Raw genomic sequence first — 16644 nt, 5'->3', positions numbered from 1 at the left:
ATGATGCGCAAGCTAGCGGTGACTGACGGCGTTGCCAATGTTAGCCCGCCGGCAGGAGGCCTATCGGCAACCGCTACGCCGCTACCCGGTGCGCGGCGATGATCTGGTCGGCGGCGCGGCCGGTGACTTCGGCCATGCGATCGAACTGCCGGGTGAAGCCGCCGGCGCCCGCGGTGGCCGACCGCAACTCCACGATCAGGTCGCCGATTTCGGCTTCCGGCATGGTGGCGCGGACGCAATCCCAGCCCGGCCAGTTCTCGCGGGTATCGAAGCCGAGGATCTGGCCGCGCCGCGCCGACAGGATGGCGTTGACCTTCGCCGTGGCATCGGTCGGGCAGACGATCTCCACCATATGGATCGGCTCCAGCAGCACCGGCTGGCACTGCGGCAACGCCTCGCTCATGCCGAGCCGCGCCGCGGTGCGGAAGGCAAGATCAGAGGAGTCGACGCTGTGATAGGAGCCGTCCGTCAGCGTCACGTGCAGATCGATCACGGGGAAGCCGAGCGGGCCGCGCAAGAGCCCATCGACGACGCCCTCCTCGACCGCGCCGATATAGTTGCGCGGCACCGCGCCGCCGACGACCTTTTCGTGGAATTCGAAGCCGGAGCCGCGCGGCATCGGCTTGACCTCCAGCACCACGTCGCCGAACTGGCCGTGACCGCCGGACTGCTTCTTGTGGCGGCCGCGCTGCGTGATCGGCTTTCGGATGGTCTCCTGATAGCCGATCGTCGGCGCCTGTGATTTGACGTTGACGCCGAAGCGGTCGCGCAGCCGTTCCAGCGCGACACGCAAATGCATCTCGCCCTGCCCCCACAACACAGTGTCGTGGGTTTGCGGGTTCTGCACCATGGTCAGCGACGGATCCTCCTCGTTCAGCCGCAACAGCGACTGGCCGAGCTTGACGTCGTCCTTGCGGTCGGTCGCCGCCAGCGACATCGCCAGCACCGGTGGCACCGGTTCGACATGGGCGAGCGCTTTCGGTGCGGTCTTGCCGCTCGACACCGTATCGCCGGTCTTGATCGCGTCGAGCTTGCCGAGCGCGATAGTGTCGCCGGCTTCCGCTGCGGCGCGCTTGGAATCATAGGCGCCGTTGACGGCGAGGATGCCGGATACGCGGCCGGTTTCGCCGGACGAGGACTGCAGCGTCGCGCCGTCATCGAGATGGCCGGCCAGCAGCCGCGCCAGCGACAGCTTGCCGCCGTGCTGCAGATGCACGGTCTTGAGCACATAGGCCAGCGCGTCCTTTTGCGAGGAGGCCCCGAGACGTTTCGCGGTCTCGGCCACGCCGGGCGCTTCATGCCGCAGCGCCTTCATCAGCCGCAGCACGCCGTTCTCGCGCGCCGCGGCGCCGAGCAGCACCGGGCAGATCAGGCCTTCGCGCAATTCGCGCGCGAGATCGTCGAACACCGCGTCGCGCGGCGGCTGGATATCCTCCAGCAGTTGCTCCATCAGCGCGTCGTCGTGATCGGCGAGCTTTTCCAGCATCGAGAACCGCGCTTCCTTTTCGCGGTCGAGGTCGCCGCCTTCGAGATCCACGACTTCGGAAGGCTTGTGCTCGCGATAGACAAAAGCGCGTTCCAGCGCCAGATCGACGAAACCTTCGATCAGATCACCGTTCCAGATCGGAATCTGCCGCAGCACCAGCGGCACGCGCGATGCCGGCTGCAGCGTCGCCAGCGTCTCGCGGATTCGCTTGTTGGCGCGATCGATCTTGTTCAGGAACAGGAAGCGCGGAATGCCGAGATCTTCGAGCTCGCGCAGGATGATCTGCAGTTGCGGCAGCTTCTTCTCGTCGGCTTCGCAGACCACGACCGCGGCATCGACCGCCGGAAGGGCTGATCGCATGTCCTGCGCGAACTCGATCGAGCCGGGACAATCGATAAAAGTGTAGCTGTCGCCCATGAAGCTGGTGGTGGCGGCGCTAAGCCCCACGCCCATCTTGTGGTGGCGCGCCTCGGGGCTGGAATCGCCTACGGAAGTTCCGGCATCGACGCTGCCGGCTCGGGGGATGGCGCCTGTGCGCGCCAGGATGGCTTCAAGAAGTGTGGTTTTACCGCTCTGGAAAGGGCCCACCAGCGCAATGCACCGTGGACCTCGGGGACTTCTGACGTCTTGTCCCATTGCCGCCTCCTCGTTTGGAGCTCGGCCCGTGATTGGGTCGGCAAATCAGATGCTCCGCCCGTCCCGCGATTTTGGCAAGCGGGAAATGTCGCTGCGCTGCATCGTGAACCGAAGGGGCTATCCAATACCGTCATTGCGATCGCGTCGGCGATTAGCCCAACGGGTCCGCGCAAGGCGCGGCCCGATGACGGGCTCCGGCGTAATCCGCCGCGATGTAGATGGCGGATTACGCTTCCGCCTTCGCTCTTCGAGCTACCGCGGACAAGTCGCTAATCCGCCCCACGAACGCCGAGTTTACCGTCCCGGCCGAAGTTCCAGGCTTTCCAGTCCGGCGGCGACGCTGACGCCGACCTGGCCCTGCACGCTCAGCGGCTGCAGCGCGATCGAATTGTTGGAACCGCCGACCAGCACATTGCCGCCGACGCCGACGCCGAGCGTCGCACTGCCCTGTGCGCCGGCGTAGGAGCCGGAGAGGTCGCCCGGCCCGAGCCGCGCCACCGGTGCGAACACGCCCCAGGCCAGCGCCGATTCCTGGGTGATGCCGAGATCGAGACCGACCTTGCGGATGGTGGCGATGTAGCGATCGTCAGGAACGCCGTCGACGCGCAGCACGCAGCCGAGGTTGGTCACGGAACCGACAATGAAGCCGACGCTGGCGCCGCCGCGGCATTCGAGAACGCCGACCTGCACCCGTGCCGGCTGCTGCGCGCTGGCGCCGGCGATCAATGCGGTGAGCATGCCAAGTGCGGCACCGGCAAGAATGAGGAAGCGACGCATGAAGAAATCTCCGGCTGAAAGATGTGATGCGAGCAGAGAGTCAAAAACCGCGCCGTGCCCACGGCGCTCGGAGTTCTATGCCATAACATGAAGGACGGTACCAGATTTGGCGGGGACTGAACGACGCCGTCTCACAAGCGACGCCGTGCCACATATCGTTAGCCATACTTGACCGGCTTATATAGGTATATTACTATAACCCCGTGAATGATTTGCTGCGCACGATCAAGCCAACGGTTTTCGTCGGCTCGAGCCGCAAGGACCTGCAAGGATTTCCTGCGCCCGTTCGCAGCAAAATCGGGCAAGCCCTTTTTGAAGTGCAGGTCGGCGAGCACCCGTCCAACGCAAAACCCTTGAAGGGGTTGAGCGGAGTGTTGGAAATTCGCGATAACTTTGATGGCGATACTTATCGGGCCGTCTACACGGTACGTTTTCAGGGTGTCATGTACGTGCTGCACGCGTTCCAGAAAAAATCCACCAGCGGAATATCCACTCCGCAGCGGCACATGGACCTTATCCGGCAGCGCCTGCGCGACGCCGAAACCATCCATAACGCAACCAAGGGAGTTCGGTGATGAGCGTTAAAAAACTGCCCGCCCACGAAGTCGGAAGTGGCAACATCTTCGCTGACCTTGGCCTGCCCAATGCAGGGGAACATCAGCTTAAAGCTGCGCTCATCGTGCAGTTGAAGCGAGTAATCGCTGAACGCGGTCTCACCCAGGTCTCAGCAGCCAAGCTGGTGGAGATGAAACAGCCCGATTTGTCAAAGCTGATGCGTGGCGAGTTCCGGCTGGCTTCCGTGGAAAAACTGATGCGGATGCTCACCGCCTTCGACCAGGATGTAGAAATCACCATCAAGCCTCATCGCAAACGCGGCGAGGCTGGCCGGATTACTTTTATTCCGGCCGCTTAGAGTATCCGGGCCGGCTCCAAAAAAAGGCCCGCTTGCACGGGCCTTTTCCTAAACCGTAACTGACCTCAGCCGCGCCGATGGCGGCGATAATGCCGGCGCGGGCCGTTGCCGTGGAACGGCTGCAGTTCGATATCGGCGATCCCGGCCGCAACGTTCAGCCCGGTCTGGCCCTGCAGGCTGATCGGCTGCAGCGCGTAAGAGTTCGCAGGACCGCCGACCAGGAAATTGCCGCCACCACCGACGCCGACCGAGGCGTTGGCGCCGACGCCACCGTAGTTGCCGGCGAGATCGCCACGGCTGATCCGGCTGTTCGGCGCGTTCACCGCCCAGGCCAGTTGCGTCTGCGCGGTGATGCCGAGATCGAGGCCATAGCGGCGCACGGTCGCGATGTAAGGTTCGGGACGCCGTCCCTCGCTCTGGAACACGCATTCGAGGCTGGTCACCGAGCCGACCACGAAGCCGACATTCTGGCCGCCCTGGCATTGCAGGATACCGGCGCGAACCGGCGGCAGCGCGTTGGCAGCGGCGAGCGGCGCGATCAGCGCCGCCGTGGCAAGGGCAGCCTTGGCAAGGGTCGGTGTCAGGAACTTCATGTGTCTAAATCTCCGCAAGATGAATTGAATTTGCGGAGCGCACAGGAAGGAAGCGCCGTGTTCAAAACAAGGCGCTTCCAAAAGAAGTCTTCAAAACATCAAACGTGCGACGCGTGATGTGATTTGACATGCCTTGTTTCGGGCACGTTTACACAATGCGAAACAAAACGACCGGCGAAACGGAACTACCGCAAATTGCCGCAAAAGCGCTGGATGCGCTTGCAAGCATCTTCGAGGTCGGACGTTTTCGTCGCGTAGGAAATCCGGAACGCCGGTCCAAGCCCGAACGCCGAACCCTGCACGACGGCGACGCCTTCGGTTTCCAGCAATTCGGTGACGAAGTCCTCGTCGTTCGCAAGCACCTTGCCGGATGGCGAGGTCTTGCCGATGGTGCCGGCGCAGGACGGATAGACGTAGAACGCGCCTTCGGGCCGCGGGCATTCGATGCCCTTGGCCTGGTTCAGCATCGACACCACGAGGTCGCGGCGTTCCTTGAACACCTTGTTGTGCACGGGGATGAAATCCTGCGGACCATTGAGCGCCTCGACCGATGCCCACTGCGAGATCGACGACGGGTTCGAGGTCGACTGCGACTGGATCGTCTGCATCGCCTTGATCAGTTCGGCCGGGCCGCCGGCATAACCGATGCGCCAGCCGGTCATGCAATAGGCCTTGGAGACGCCGTTCACAGTCAGCGTGCGGTCGTACAGTTTCGGTTCAACCTGCGCCGGCGTCGCGAATACGAAGTCGTCATAGACGAGGTGCTCGTACATGTCGTCGGTCATCACCCAGATCTGCGGGTGCTTCACCAGCACGTCGGTGATCGCCTTCAGCTCGCTGCGGGTATAGGCAGCGCCGGTCGGGTTCGACGGAGAACAGAGAATGATCCACTTGGTTTTCGGCGTGATCGCCTTTTCCAGATCCTCGGGCCGCAGCTTGAAGCCGCTCGAGGCCGGGCACACCACCGGCACGGATTCGCCGCCGGCCAGCGCCACCATTTCCGGATAGCTCACCCAGTACGGCGCGGGGATGATCACCTCGTCGCCGGGGTTCAGGGTCGCCATCAGTGCATTGTAGAGCACCTGCTTGCCGCCGGTGCCGACGATGATCTGGTTCGGCTTGTAGGTCAGGCCGTTCTCGCGCTGGAACTTGGCGATGATGGCTTCCTTCAGCTCGGGAATGCCGCCGACATCGGTGTACTTGGTCTTGCCGGCCTCGATGGCGTGGATCGCCGCCAGCTTGATGTTGGCGGGCGTGTCGAAATCCGGCTCGCCGGCGCCCAGGCCAATGACGTTGCGGCCCGCCGCTTTCAGCGCGCGTGCTTTATCCGTGACCGCGATCGTCGCGGACGGCTTCACACGGGCGAGCGCAGCGGACAGGAAGGTCATCATTTTCTCCAAGGTAAACGTCAGGGCAAACGTCGTGAATTCAGGCGATTCCACGACTCTTTCTGATGGGATCGCTGCACCCTAAGGCGCTGCGCGCTGCATCGCAAGAAGCTTGGCCGCTGAAGGCCAAACTTTAGAGAACGTTAAAGCCGGTTCAGTACGGTCGGAGCAATATCAGCGCAATATTCGGCAAATTCCGCGGCGAAATGACAAATATCCGGCAAGGGCTGCGATCCGGCGAATGGCTGACGGCGGCGCGGATGCGCGGCTACAGCCTGATCCTGCTCAGCCTTTCCGTGCTGGTATTTGCCGGATGGATCGCGGTCTCCGATGGCCTGATCGACCGCAACGGCCAGCCGATCGGCACCGATTTCTCCAACGTCTACGCCGCGGGCACACTGACCTCGCAGGGCCGCTCGGCGGAAGCCTACGTGCCGCCGCTGCAGCATGCCGCAGAGAAGGCCGTGTTCGACGGCCGCGAAGTGCCGTTCTTTGGCTGGCACTATCCGCCGTTCTTCTTTGCGATCGCCGTGCTCGTCGCCGCCGTCCCCTATGCGTGGGGCCTCGCGATCTGGCTGATCGCAAGCTTTGCCGCCTACCTCGCCGCGATCCGCGCCATCCTGCCGCGCCCCGAGACGCTGCTCGTCGCCGCCGCCTTTCCTGCGGTGTACGTCAATGCCGGTCATGGCCAGAACGGATTCCTCACCGCGGCGCTGCTCGGCGGCGCCCTGCACTGGCTCGATCGAAGGCCGGCGCTGGCCGGCGTGCTGATCGGGCTACTGGCCTACAAGCCGCAGTTCGGCGTGCTGATCCCGATCGCGCTCGTCGCAGGCGGACGCTGGCGCACGGCCGGCACGGCCGCCGTGACCGTTGCCGCGCTGGTCTCCGTCAGCTTGCTGACGCTCGGCGGCGGCATCTGGCATGCCTTCACCGACTCGATGAATTTCACGCAGACCGTCGTGCTCGAACAGGGCGGCACCGGCTGGCAAAAGATCCAGTCGATCTTCTCGGCGGTGCGGGCCTGGGGCGTCGGCGTACCGGTCTCCTACACGATTCAGGCCGCGCTGCTGGCCTCGCTCGCCGCCAGCCTGGCCTGGCTGTGGCACAGCGACGCCGCGTTCGAACTCAAGGCTGCGGCCTTGGCGACAGGCAGCCTGCTGGCAACGCCCTACGTGCTCGACTATGACCTCGTGGTGCTGGCGGTCGCGATCGCCTTCTTTGCACGATACGGTCTCAAACAAGGTTTTCGCGATTTCGAGATCAGCTTGCTGGCGGCAGCCTGGATCGTGCCGCTGCTGTCGCGCAGCATCGCAGGCATCACCACCATTCCCCTTGGGCTGATCGTGATGCTCGCCTTTTATGCGTTGGTGTTGCGGCGCGCGGCGCTGGATCGCGCCCAGGTTGCCGTCGGCGCGCCGGGAATCGCGCAAGCGTGATCTGAATTGTCAGCGCGTGTTGCAAGCCATATTGATAGAATCATTCTGCACGCGTGCAGTGCGGTAGAGGTTTTCGACTTTTTCCATTCGCCAGGTCTTGCGACCCATCGGTAACGGCATCATTGTTTAGCCGCGTTGCGTCGCGACAAGCCCGCCCCGCCTACCGAACCTCTCGACCGGACGAAGCCCTGAACACGATGTACAAGCTCTATTCGATGCAGCGCTCCGGCAACAGCTACAAGGTCCGCCTTGCGCTGGCGCTGCTTAATGCGCCGTATCACGCCATCGAGGTTGACATCCTGCGTGGCGAAAGCCGCACGCCGGAATTTCTGGCGAAGAACCCGAGCGGCCAGGTGCCGCTGCTCGAAGTCGCCGACGGACGCTACCTCGCCGAGTCCAACGCCATTCTCTGGTATGTCTGCGGCGGCACCTCGCTGGCGCCGGAATCGCGGGTCGAACGCGCCGAAGCGCTGCAATGGATGTTCTTCGAACAGCACGCGCTGGAGCCCAATATCGGCGCCGCCTATTTCTGGCTGTCGCTGGTCAAGGGCGGCCGCGACCTGCAAACCCACGCGCTGGAAGACTGGATGGAACGCGGCTATGCCGCGTTGCAGGTGATGGAAAATCACCTCAAGGGCCATACCTATTTCGCCGCCGGGCAACTCACGGTCGCCGACATCGCGGTGTACGGCTACACCCATGTCGCCGACCGCTGCGACTATGATCTCGCAACCTTCCCCGCGATCCGCGCCTGGTTGCGGCGGGTCGAACAGACCCCCGGTTTCGTCGCCATGGACTGGCAGCCGGGGGCCGAGGTCGAGGATCCCGCCCCTATCGCCGCAGGCGCTTGACCCATCCCGCGGCTTGCGGCCGGGTGTTCACATTTGCGCGAGAACACGCCCAAAGGTTAACAACCCCGGGGTGAGCGTTAACTTCTGCGGCGGTTCCGCGGTTTTCGGCGCGGGAAACGCCGCAATGTTGCCGGCTGACGCTGCGAGATTCCGGACGTCGCGGATGATTCGCCCGCGTCTTGAAGGATTTGGACCATGATACGGTCGCCCGGCACGGCTGGCTTTGTGAGCCGCCCTGCACCTGTTGCTTCTTCCCGATTGACCAACGCCATCGCCGCCACGCTCGCGATCGGCGCACTCTCGCTGTGCCTCGCCGTCACACTGACCGTGCTGTCGATCCGGGTCTCGATGGCGATGCCGTTCCCGGCGTAGTCACGGCTTTTCTGTTTGCATCATTAGCAGCACGCGACGATATCGATCGCGATCGGACCATGATGAAAACACCCGTTGGACTGGTGACCGTCGCGCTGACGGCAGCAATCCTGTTTGCGGCCTTGCTCCTTGTCGTCACCCGCACGCATGGCGAAAACCACGACCGTGCGCTGCAAATGCTGTCGCCTGCCGCGAACTGAGGCGCCGCCGGAACCTTCCCGCTTGACGCGTTTTCTGCCGCAGACAAGCCGACGCAATCTGCGCAAGCTTGATTGCTGTGCGAAGCACGCCCACGGATCAGGTCCGAGGGCGTGCTTCGCTCGAAACGCGATCATGACCATTTGTGGAAAATGAAGAACGCGCCGGCAGCGATGAAGGCAAAGCCCAAAGCGTGATTCCAGCCCAGCGGCTCTTTCAGATACAGCACCGAAAATCCGGCGAACACCACCAGCGTAATCACTTCCTGCATGGTCTTGAGCTGTGCCGCGGAATAGACCGCGCTGCCCCAGCGGTTGGCCGGCACTGCCAGCCAGTATTCGAAAAACGCAATGCCCCAGCTCACCATGATCACCAGCGGCAGCGAGCTTTCCTTGAATTTCAGATGGCCGTACCAGGCAAAGGTCATGAATACGTTGGAGGCAAACAACATCAGGATGGGAAGGAGCGAGGGGGAGATCGTCGGCATTGAGTCCTCTTGAAATTACCCGCACTAACGGCCGGGCGCGGAACCCGGTTCCGTCAGTTTCGAATATCATTTGAATTCAAAACCACAAAAGCCGGATGCATCCCGGCAACGCCTTTTTAAGACTACAAAAAGATGGCCCGCCGCGATTGAAACTATCGGGCACACTAAGGCCCTTATTGTCTGTCGGCGGACAATGGATAAGGGCATGCGGATCGACTGGCGCGCAATCTCAGGTCCCGCTTTGACGGCAGCAACGGCGTCGATCGCCTTCATTGTCGACCGCCACTTCGTTGCCGTGCCCAATCCCGCGCCGCTGTTCGTCTGCATCGTCGCCCTTGCCGCATCGATCAGCGGCATCACCTCCGGCCTGATCAGCGCTGCGATCGCGGTGGCGTCATCGGCGGTATTCTTTCTCGGACACCGCGCCATGCCCGGCTACGACACCTCGGATCTGGCGCGCATGGGACTGCTGGCGGCGACCGCGGCCGGCACCGCCGTCATCACCGGGGTGCTGCGGCAAAAATGGATCGATGCGTTCGCCTGGGAGCAGAAGCACCATGCGACTTCCGCGCGGCTGTCGGCAGCACTCGATCAGGTCGATATCGGCATCGTGCTGCTCGGTCCGGACACCCGTGCGGAATTCATCAACCGCGCCTTCCGCGACTATTTCCGGCTGTCAGACCAGCAGGCTGACAGTCAGCCGCCCTTTATCGCGCTGATGTACCACGGCCGCGATACCGGCGCCTGGGAGCTGCCCGAGGACGAATTGGGCGACTTCATCGCGCGGCGCACCGAGGCGATGCGGACCGGCGACTCGACGCCGATCAACATCAATCTGACCAGCGGCGAGGTGCTGCGCTTCAGTTGCACGGCACTGCCGGACGGCGGACGCATGTTGAGCTACACGCCCGTCACCGACCTCGTCCGTCACAACGACGATCCCGCGAGCGCCGACTACTACCGCTCGCTGCGCGGCGGCGACCGCTACTTCGCACGGCAATTGCGCGCGGCGGAGTGAACGCGGCGCCGCGCCCGGCGCGCCGCGCCGGTCGCCAAAGCGATTGATCCCGCTTGATGGCGAAGCTAGGAAGGATGCGCCCTCGCGCAGTCATGACTTTTTCCGCGCGACTTCCTGCGGAGAAGGAATCGCGCATGTCCGGTGATGTCACCATCCGCTCCGTCACCCGCCAGGATTACGCGCAGTGGCTTCCACTGTGGGACGGCTACAATGCGTTCTACGGCCGCTCGGGCCCGACCGCGCTGGCGCCCGAGATCACCGCGACGACCTGGCAGCGTTTCTTCGACGGCTACGAACCGGTGCATGCGCTGGTCGCCGACTGCGGCGGCGAGCTGCTCGGGCTGACTCACTATCTGTTTCACCGGTCGACCACGGCGATCGAGCCGACCTGTTATCTGCAGGACCTGTTCACCGATGCCGCCGCGCGCGGCAAGGGCGTCGGGCGGGCGCTGATCAAGGGCGTCTACGCGCAGGCGCAACTGGCCGGCTCAGCGCGAGTCTACTGGCAGACGCACGAGACCAACCACACCGCGATGCAGCTCTACGACAACGTCGCGGAGAAGTCGGGCTTCGTGGTCTACCGCCGGATTTTCTGACCGCTTTTGCCCCTGTGGATAAGTTTTGGTGTCACCGGCGCGTAACATAGCTTGGCTAGGTTGCGCCTGCGTTTGATCAGGCCCCCCGTCTCAGATCACGCGCCCCAAGCGGTTCCCGGTCAGTCGCCGCGTCTGACCGGGGCCGCATCTTTTTGTGCTTATTCCTGCATTCCTGCCCAGCGCCAATCGCGGTAACACCGCACCTTGCGGGCCAACGGCACGCGGGCCACACTGTGCGCCCTTCTCGTGCCACCCCCACAGGATCGATCCATGCAAATTCGCAATCTCGGCGGCTCCGGCCTGCGCGTGTCCGCCGTCGGCCTCGGCTGCAACAATTTCGGCCAGCGCACTGATCTCGAGACCTCGCGCAAGGTGATCCACAAGGCGATCGACCTCGGCATCACGCTGTTCGACACCGCCGACATCTATGCTGGCATGGGCGGCTCCGAGACCGTACTCGGCCAGGTCCTTGGCGACCGCCGCAAGGACATCGTGCTGGCGACCAAATATTCCAAGCCGATGAGCAACGACGGCACCAAGCAGGGCGCCTCGCGCCGCTACATCATGTCTGCCGTCGAAGCGAGCCTGACGCGGCTGAAGACCGACTACATCGATCTCTATCAGCAGCACGACTACGATCCGCTGACGCCGATCGAGGAAACCCTGCGTGCGCTCGATGACCTCGTCCGCCAGGGCAAGGTGCGCTACATCGGCAATTCGAATTTTCCGGCCTGGCGCATCGCCGAAGCCGAACTGGTCGCGCGGCAGATGAACGTCGGCCGCTTCGTCTCGTGCCAGGACGAATACAGCCTCGTGGTGCGCGGCATCGAAAAGGACCTGCTGCCGGCCGCTCAAGAGTACAAACTCGGATTGCTGCCGTTCTTCCCGCTGGCGAGCGGGTTGTTGACCGGCAAGTACCAGCGCGGCGCGGCGGCCCCCGCCGATACGCGTTTCGGCAAGGCCCCTGCCTTGAAGGACCGTTACGTCACGCCGCGCAACGAGGACATCGTCGAAAAGCTGGAGGCGTTCGCCAAAGCCCGCGGCCACAGCATGCTCGAACTCGCCTTCTCGTGGCTCGCCGCACGCCCGCAAGTCTCCAGCGTCATCGCCGGCGCCACCCGCGTCGAGCAGGTCGAGCAGAACGTGAAAGCGATCGGCTGGACCCTGAGCGCGGAAGAGATGGCGGAGATCGACGCGATTACGAAGTAGGGACGGCGTAATTCTCTTCGCGCCTTCCCCAACTCTTTCGTCATGGCCGGGCTTGTCCCGGCCATCCACGTCTTTGCCGCTGAGAAAGGAAGTCGTGGATGCCCGGGACAAGCCCGGGCATGACGGTGTTGTTGGAGCTGGGTTTACCCCACCAATCCCTGCATCGGCTTCACCGGCGCGCTGTCGGGGAACACCGTTTCGGCCAGCACGCGCTCGGCGAGACCGAACTGATCGTGCAGCAGGCCTTTCATGACCGCGCGCAGGTCGGTGGTCGGCGCGAGGTCGCGGCCCTGGTAGAGGTTGGCGTATTTCAGTCCCGGCCAGTCCGAGATCACCCGGCCGCCCTTCACCGCGCCGCCGGCGAGCAGCGCGAGGGTGCCGGTGCCGTGGTCGGTGCCCTGGGTGCCGTTGATGCGCGCGGTGCGACCGAATTCGGTGGCGACCACGACCACGGTTTCGCGCCAGCGCTCGCCGAGCCCGCTTTCGAATTCCGCCAGCGCGCCGTCGAGGCCGCCGAGCAGTTGCGCCAGCCGGCCGACCGGACCGCCTTCATTGGCATGGGTGTCCCAGCCGTCGAAGGCGAGCGCTGCGATCCGCGGACCGTCGTCGGCCGCCATCAGTTTCGCAGCGCCGCGTGCCACCAGCCGCATCGCGCCGGCGCCGTTGGTGCCGGGCTTCGGCTTCATGTCGTCGCCCTGCGCCGCCTTGTCGAGCGCGAGCCCTTGCGTCAGCGCCGTGGCCAGCGCGGGATCGCGGTGGCTGTAGAGCTCGGCCAACCGCGTCGCGGTATCGTCGGCGACCTGCGGTAGCGCGACCGGCGCCCAGCCGACCGTTGGGGCTGCGCCGCGCAGCACCAAAGGCGTGGTCGGACCGACCGCGAGCGCGCTCGTCACCCGCTCGCCCTTGGGGAGCGATTCCAGCGCGCGGTTGAGCCAGCCGGATTGCACGCGGCCGGGCCCGGCAAAGCCGCTTTCGAGCACGTCCTGCCCGTCGAAATGCGAGCGGTCCCGATACGACGTCGCCACCGCGTGAACCACTGCGGCCTTCTTGTCGCGATACATCCGCGCGAATTCCGGCATCGCGGGATGCAGCGCAAAGAACGAATCCAGCGGCAGCGCCGCATTCGGGCCGGATGAACTCAGCGCGATCGCGCCATGCAGGCCGGCGTAATCGGGGTCACCGATCGGAGCTACGGTAGCAAGCCCGTCCAACGCGCCGCGCAGGATGATGACCACGAGCCGCGGATCGCGGCCGTCGGCGGCCCGCGCGAATTTCGGCAAATACGCCCAGGCCGCAAACGATGCGCCACCCAGCAACAGTGCGCGTCGCGACGTCACCGAAGCCCGCAGCCCTTCGCAGCAATTCATGTTGATTTCCATTGAAGTCATCTCCTCTGGAATTCCGGCGACATCAGCAACAGCGCCAGCGCCTGCTGCCGCGATTCCGCGCGCTCGACGGTTTTGCGCGTCTCCTCGGAGGCCGCGTCCGCAGCGGCGAGTTCGAGCAGCGCGCGGGGATCGATGCCATCACCTAGACGCGACGCAATCTGCGCGGAGATATCGAGCCGCAGCTTCATGCCCTCCGGTGCGGCCCATGCCGCATTGCTGTCGGGAAAGCCGTTCGGCCCTGCGGGTGACCAAAGCGGCTGGCCGAGCACATTGAGGGCGCCGAGATAGCGGCCGGGATCGCCGGGAATTTGCGCGAGCAATCTGCCGCTGGCGACCAGGAATTCGTAAGGCGATCGCATCTTGGTCAACGGCGCCTGCCAGGCTTCGTCGGAATCCAGAAGCGCCATCGCCAGCGCCTTGAGATCGCCGTCGGACTTGACGAAGACATCGCTCAGCCGCGCCACCAGTGCTGGCGGCGGATCGTCCGCCACGAAGTGCCGGGCGAATTTGGTCGCGATGAATTTCGCGGTCGACGGATGCCGTGCGATATCAGCCAGCACCGCCTCGCCCTGCGCCACGCCGTTGGCTTCGTAGATCTTGCCCATCACGCGCTGCGCGCCGGGCTGATGCGCATTGGCATTGAACACGAAAGTGCCGGGCGTACCGAGCGCGCCCTGCCGTCCCGCATAGGTCCAGCCGGTGATGATCCGCGCCAGCGAGGTCACGTCGTCCTGCGAATAGCCGCCGCCGACACCGAGCGTATGCAGCTCCATGATCTCGCGCGCGAGATTTTCGTTCAGCCCGCGGTTGCGGTTCAGCCCGGCGCGGGAGTCCGGGCCGAGCGACTGCTGGTTGTCGAGAAAGAACAGCATCGCCGGGTGCTGCTCGACCGCCTTCAACATATCGGCGAAGCGCCCGAGCACATGGGGCCGGATCGCCTCACGCTCGAACGAGCCCGCCCACATCCGTGCCAGTCCGCCCTTGCCGGCGGAGATGCAGAAATGATTGGACCAGAACACCACCAGCCGCTCGACGAATCCGCAATCGGCCATGGTGGCGCGCTGCAGCCGCGCCAGCGCCTCGGCGCGAAACGTCTTCTGGATGATGTTGAGCTGTTGCGGCGGCGGCTTTGGCGCATTGGGCTGCATGGTCTCGGCAGACTTAGCTGAAGGATCGGCCATCGTCGCATTGGCGCCGTCGCCAGCCTTCATCTGCGATTCCTTCGCCTCCGGGTCCTTCGCCGTGATGTCCATGGCGATGCTGCTGAGCGACAGGTTTCGCCGCTGCCCCTTCGCATCCCGCGGCGTCGGCTGCGCGGGCGCTTCGGTCCCGGCAGCGGGCGCGGCCTTGGCGGCGGCGTCACGGGCCTGCTGGATCTCGAACTGATAGTCGAACACCGCCTTGCCGAGCGCCGGCGTCGACTGCAATCCGGGAACTTCGAGCAGCACGCCGTTGGGGCGGAGCAGCTCGGCCTTGACGAAGCCGCGCGGATCGGAGGCGGCGTTGACGAAATCGCCGGACGCCCCGCCCCGCGCGCCGAAGCCGAAGCGATTGAGCGCAACGAGGGCTGCTTGCGAATCGCGGGCCATACGATTTCCCTAAAACGTTCCCGGGCGTATATTGCGCCGGACTATACCGCCGTTCGAGATGAACCCGAGATTAATTCCGTGTAGGGATGCGGCCCCGTTCATGACAAATCGGTCAGAAAACCAGCCCCTACGTCGCCTCGCCTGCGCCAGTTGCGGCGCCGAATTCGGCTGCAACCTGTCGGGGGCGTGCTGGTGCATGGACGAAGCCTATCGGCTGCCGATGCCGTCGGACGGCGGCGATTGTCTGTGCCCGGATTGCCTGCGCAAGGCGGCCGCGCGCGCCGCAGACGCGGCGGCAACGTGACCGGCAAATGGAACGTGCATGCCGTCCTGCTCGACATGGACGGCACGCTGCTCGACACTGAACGGGTCTATCTCGACAGCCTGGTCGCGGCGCTGCACGCGCATGGCTATACCGACGACGTCGTCGCGCTCTGCCATGCGATGGTCGGTCTGCCGGGGCCGGAATGCGAAGCCATGCTGCACGCACGCTACGGCGAGGATTTTCCGCTTGCTGACATCAACAAGGCCTTCATGGCAAAGCGCGATGAAATTCTGGAGGCCGGGTTACCCGTGAAACGCGGCGCGGTCGAGCTGCTGGATGCGCTGCAGGCAGCGGAATATCCGATGGCGATCGTCACCTCCTCGTCGCGGCGCACCGCCGACGCGCATCTGCGGCTCGCCGGAATCCACGACCGTTTCAATGCGATCCTGACCCGCGACGACGTCGTCAGGGGCAAACCGAGCCCCGAGCTCTATCTGCTGGCAGCGTCAAGGTTCGGCGTAATGCCGCAAACCTGTGTGGCGGTCGAGGATTCCAATCACGGCGTGGCGTCGGCGCTCGCCGCGGGTGCGATCACCATCATGGTGCCCGACATGGTGCCGCCGACGGACGCCTCGCGCGCCAACTGCGCGGCCGTGGTGCCCGACCTCGGCGCCGTGCTCGAGATGCTGCGAGCCCGCTGCGGGTTTTGACCGGCGCCCAACCGTCATTGCGAGCGAAGCGAAGCAATCCAGTCTTACCAAACAAAGAAAGACTGGATTGCTTCGTCGCTACGCTCCTCGCAATGACGTCCTGATTACACCGCGCACGCCCAGCGCCTTCTTCCGCCCCGGCAGCGCCGCCTCGACCAACGATCGCGCGGCTTCGCCGGCGGTTTCCATATAGCTGGGATCACGGTGCAGCAGGACGACGGCAAAGGAGCCGTCGAGCAGCAGCAGGACCTGTCGCGACAGTTTTGACGCCTCGGCAATTCCGGCAGCCGTAAACGTCTCGCGCAGCCACGCCTCGAATTTCTTCTTGTGCGCGGCGCCGATGGTGATCGCGGGATGTCCGGGCAGGTTGGCGAGTTCAGCAGAGGTGCGCAGGAAGCCGCAACCCTTCCATTTCGGATGCCGCGCCGAGCGGGCGAGGCTGCGAAAGATGCGCTCGACCTGGACCGGCAACCCGTCGTCGCGCTCGGCGAACCATTGCTTGAACAGCGCCAGATTGGGCTGATCGCGGCCGGCGAGATAGGCCGCCACCAGATCGTCCTTGCTCCGGAAATGATAATACAGCGTGCGCTTGGTGACGCCGGCCTTCGCCGCCACCGCGTCAACGCTGACGCCCCTTATGCCGTCATTGTAGAACAGCTTATTCGCCGCCGAAATGATGCGCTCGCGGGTCGGGACTGCGGATCGTGCCATGGCGGCAATGTATACCGACCA

19 protein-coding genes are annotated in these 16644 nt (G+C 64.3%); 11 read left to right on the top strand and 8 right to left on the bottom strand.

Annotated elements, in window-relative coordinates:
* Positions 1-73: 73 nt before the first annotated feature.
* The gene (locus BLS26_RS25605) at positions 74-2122 is read right to left on the bottom strand and encodes an elongation factor G (RefSeq protein WP_092515354.1); all 2049 of its coding nucleotides are present in this window, start codon (positions 2120-2122) and stop codon (positions 74-76) included.
* A gap of 294 nt (positions 2123-2416) precedes the next feature.
* On the bottom strand, positions 2417-2899 hold the full coding sequence (locus tag BLS26_RS25600) for a DUF992 domain-containing protein (protein ID WP_092515353.1): 483 nt from the start codon (positions 2897-2899) through the stop codon (positions 2417-2419).
* Positions 2900-3102: 203 nt separating this feature from the next.
* Here BLS26_RS25600 and BLS26_RS25595 point away from each other — a divergent pair, with 203 nt between their 5' ends.
* Positions 3103-3474, top strand: coding sequence for a type II toxin-antitoxin system RelE/ParE family toxin (locus tag BLS26_RS25595; RefSeq protein WP_092515352.1), 372 nt, complete (start codon positions 3103-3105; stop codon positions 3472-3474).
* On the top strand, positions 3471-3812 hold the full coding sequence (locus BLS26_RS25590; RefSeq protein ID WP_092515351.1) for a helix-turn-helix domain-containing protein: 342 nt from the start codon (positions 3471-3473) through the stop codon (positions 3810-3812). Before BLS26_RS25595 ends, BLS26_RS25590 begins: the two co-directional genes overlap by 4 nt.
* A gap of 65 nt (positions 3813-3877) precedes the next feature.
* Here BLS26_RS25590 and BLS26_RS25585 read toward each other — a convergent pair whose 3' ends face one another.
* Together BLS26_RS25585 and BLS26_RS25580 are read right to left on the bottom strand one after the other, a co-directional pair.
* Positions 3878-4405 (bottom strand): DUF992 domain-containing protein, encoded by a 528-nt coding sequence (locus BLS26_RS25585; protein WP_092515350.1) that lies wholly within the window; start codon positions 4403-4405, stop codon positions 3878-3880.
* A gap of 185 nt (positions 4406-4590) precedes the next feature.
* Positions 4591-5793 (bottom strand): pyridoxal phosphate-dependent aminotransferase, encoded by a 1203-nt coding sequence (locus BLS26_RS25580; protein ID WP_092518557.1) that lies wholly within the window; start codon positions 5791-5793, stop codon positions 4591-4593.
* A 206-nt stretch (positions 5794-5999) separates the two neighbouring features.
* Between BLS26_RS25580 and BLS26_RS25575 the strand changes: the two genes are divergently transcribed.
* The 4 genes from BLS26_RS25575 (at position 6000) to BLS26_RS36380 (ending at position 8652) form a co-directional block, all read left to right on the top strand.
* Entirely contained in the window at positions 6000-7229 is a 1230-nt protein-coding gene (locus BLS26_RS25575) for a glycosyltransferase family 87 protein (RefSeq protein ID WP_092515349.1), read from the top strand.
* A gap of 197 nt (positions 7230-7426) precedes the next feature.
* On the top strand, positions 7427-8080 hold the full coding sequence (locus BLS26_RS25570) for a glutathione S-transferase family protein (protein ID WP_092515348.1): 654 nt from the start codon (positions 7427-7429) through the stop codon (positions 8078-8080).
* Between the two features lie 195 nt (positions 8081-8275).
* A complete protein-coding gene (locus BLS26_RS36385; RefSeq protein ID WP_172804695.1) occupies positions 8276-8452 on the top strand; it encodes a hypothetical protein in 177 nt (58 codons plus the stop codon).
* A 59-nt stretch (positions 8453-8511) separates the two neighbouring features.
* Positions 8512-8652 carry a hypothetical protein gene (locus BLS26_RS36380; RefSeq protein ID WP_172804694.1) on the top strand — a complete coding sequence of 47 codons (141 nt, stop codon included), beginning with the start codon at positions 8512-8514 and terminating at the stop codon, positions 8650-8652.
* A 131-nt stretch (positions 8653-8783) separates the two neighbouring features.
* Here the strand turns inward: BLS26_RS36380 and BLS26_RS25565 are convergent, their stop codons facing one another.
* Positions 8784-9137 carry a DMT family protein gene (locus BLS26_RS25565; protein WP_092515347.1) on the bottom strand — a complete coding sequence of 118 codons (354 nt, stop codon included), beginning with the start codon at positions 9135-9137 and terminating at the stop codon, positions 8784-8786.
* Between the two features lie 205 nt (positions 9138-9342).
* Between BLS26_RS25565 and BLS26_RS25560 the strand changes: the two genes are divergently transcribed.
* From BLS26_RS25560 to BLS26_RS25550, 3 genes are all read left to right on the top strand, one after another.
* The gene (locus BLS26_RS25560; protein WP_092515346.1) at positions 9343-10155 is read left to right on the top strand and encodes a PAS-domain containing protein; all 813 of its coding nucleotides are present in this window, start codon (positions 9343-9345) and stop codon (positions 10153-10155) included.
* Positions 10156-10289: 134 nt separating this feature from the next.
* Positions 10290-10751 carry a GNAT family N-acetyltransferase gene (locus BLS26_RS25555; RefSeq protein WP_092515345.1) on the top strand — a complete coding sequence of 154 codons (462 nt, stop codon included), beginning with the start codon at positions 10290-10292 and terminating at the stop codon, positions 10749-10751.
* Positions 10752-11021: 270 nt separating this feature from the next.
* The gene (locus tag BLS26_RS25550) at positions 11022-11960 is read left to right on the top strand and encodes an aldo/keto reductase (RefSeq protein WP_092515344.1); all 939 of its coding nucleotides are present in this window, start codon (positions 11022-11024) and stop codon (positions 11958-11960) included.
* 143 nt (positions 11961-12103) lie between these two features.
* Here BLS26_RS25550 and BLS26_RS25545 read toward each other — a convergent pair whose 3' ends face one another.
* Together BLS26_RS25545 and BLS26_RS25540 are read right to left on the bottom strand one after the other, a co-directional pair.
* Positions 12104-13339, bottom strand: coding sequence for a DUF1501 domain-containing protein (locus BLS26_RS25545; protein WP_371360667.1), 1236 nt, complete (start codon positions 13337-13339; stop codon positions 12104-12106).
* A gap of 5 nt (positions 13340-13344) precedes the next feature.
* Positions 13345-14937 carry a DUF1800 domain-containing protein gene (locus BLS26_RS25540; RefSeq protein WP_092515343.1) on the bottom strand — a complete coding sequence of 531 codons (1593 nt, stop codon included), beginning with the start codon at positions 14935-14937 and terminating at the stop codon, positions 13345-13347.
* Positions 14938-15037: 100 nt separating this feature from the next.
* Between BLS26_RS25540 and BLS26_RS25535 the strand changes: the two genes are divergently transcribed.
* Both BLS26_RS25535 and BLS26_RS25530 read left to right on the top strand, forming a co-directional pair.
* Entirely contained in the window at positions 15038-15241 is a 204-nt protein-coding gene (locus BLS26_RS25535) for a cysteine-rich CWC family protein (protein ID WP_092515342.1), read from the top strand.
* The gene (locus tag BLS26_RS25530; RefSeq protein ID WP_092518553.1) at positions 15238-15912 is read left to right on the top strand and encodes an HAD family phosphatase; all 675 of its coding nucleotides are present in this window, start codon (positions 15238-15240) and stop codon (positions 15910-15912) included. The genes BLS26_RS25535 and BLS26_RS25530 overlap by 4 nt, the downstream gene beginning before the upstream one ends.
* 78 nt (positions 15913-15990) lie before the next feature.
* On the opposite strand, the gene BLS26_RS25525 is transcribed toward BLS26_RS25530, so the two are convergent.
* Complete coding sequence (locus BLS26_RS25525; RefSeq protein WP_092515341.1) at positions 15991-16623, bottom strand: TetR/AcrR family transcriptional regulator; 633 nt, start codon at positions 16621-16623, stop codon at positions 15991-15993.
* Between the last annotated feature and the right edge of the window lie 21 nt (positions 16624-16644).

Source organism: Afipia sp. GAS231 (assembly GCF_900103365.1).
Classification (GTDB): Bacteria; Pseudomonadota; Alphaproteobacteria; order Rhizobiales; family Xanthobacteraceae; genus Bradyrhizobium.
This window is presented reverse-complemented; position numbering and strand designations above follow the sequence as displayed.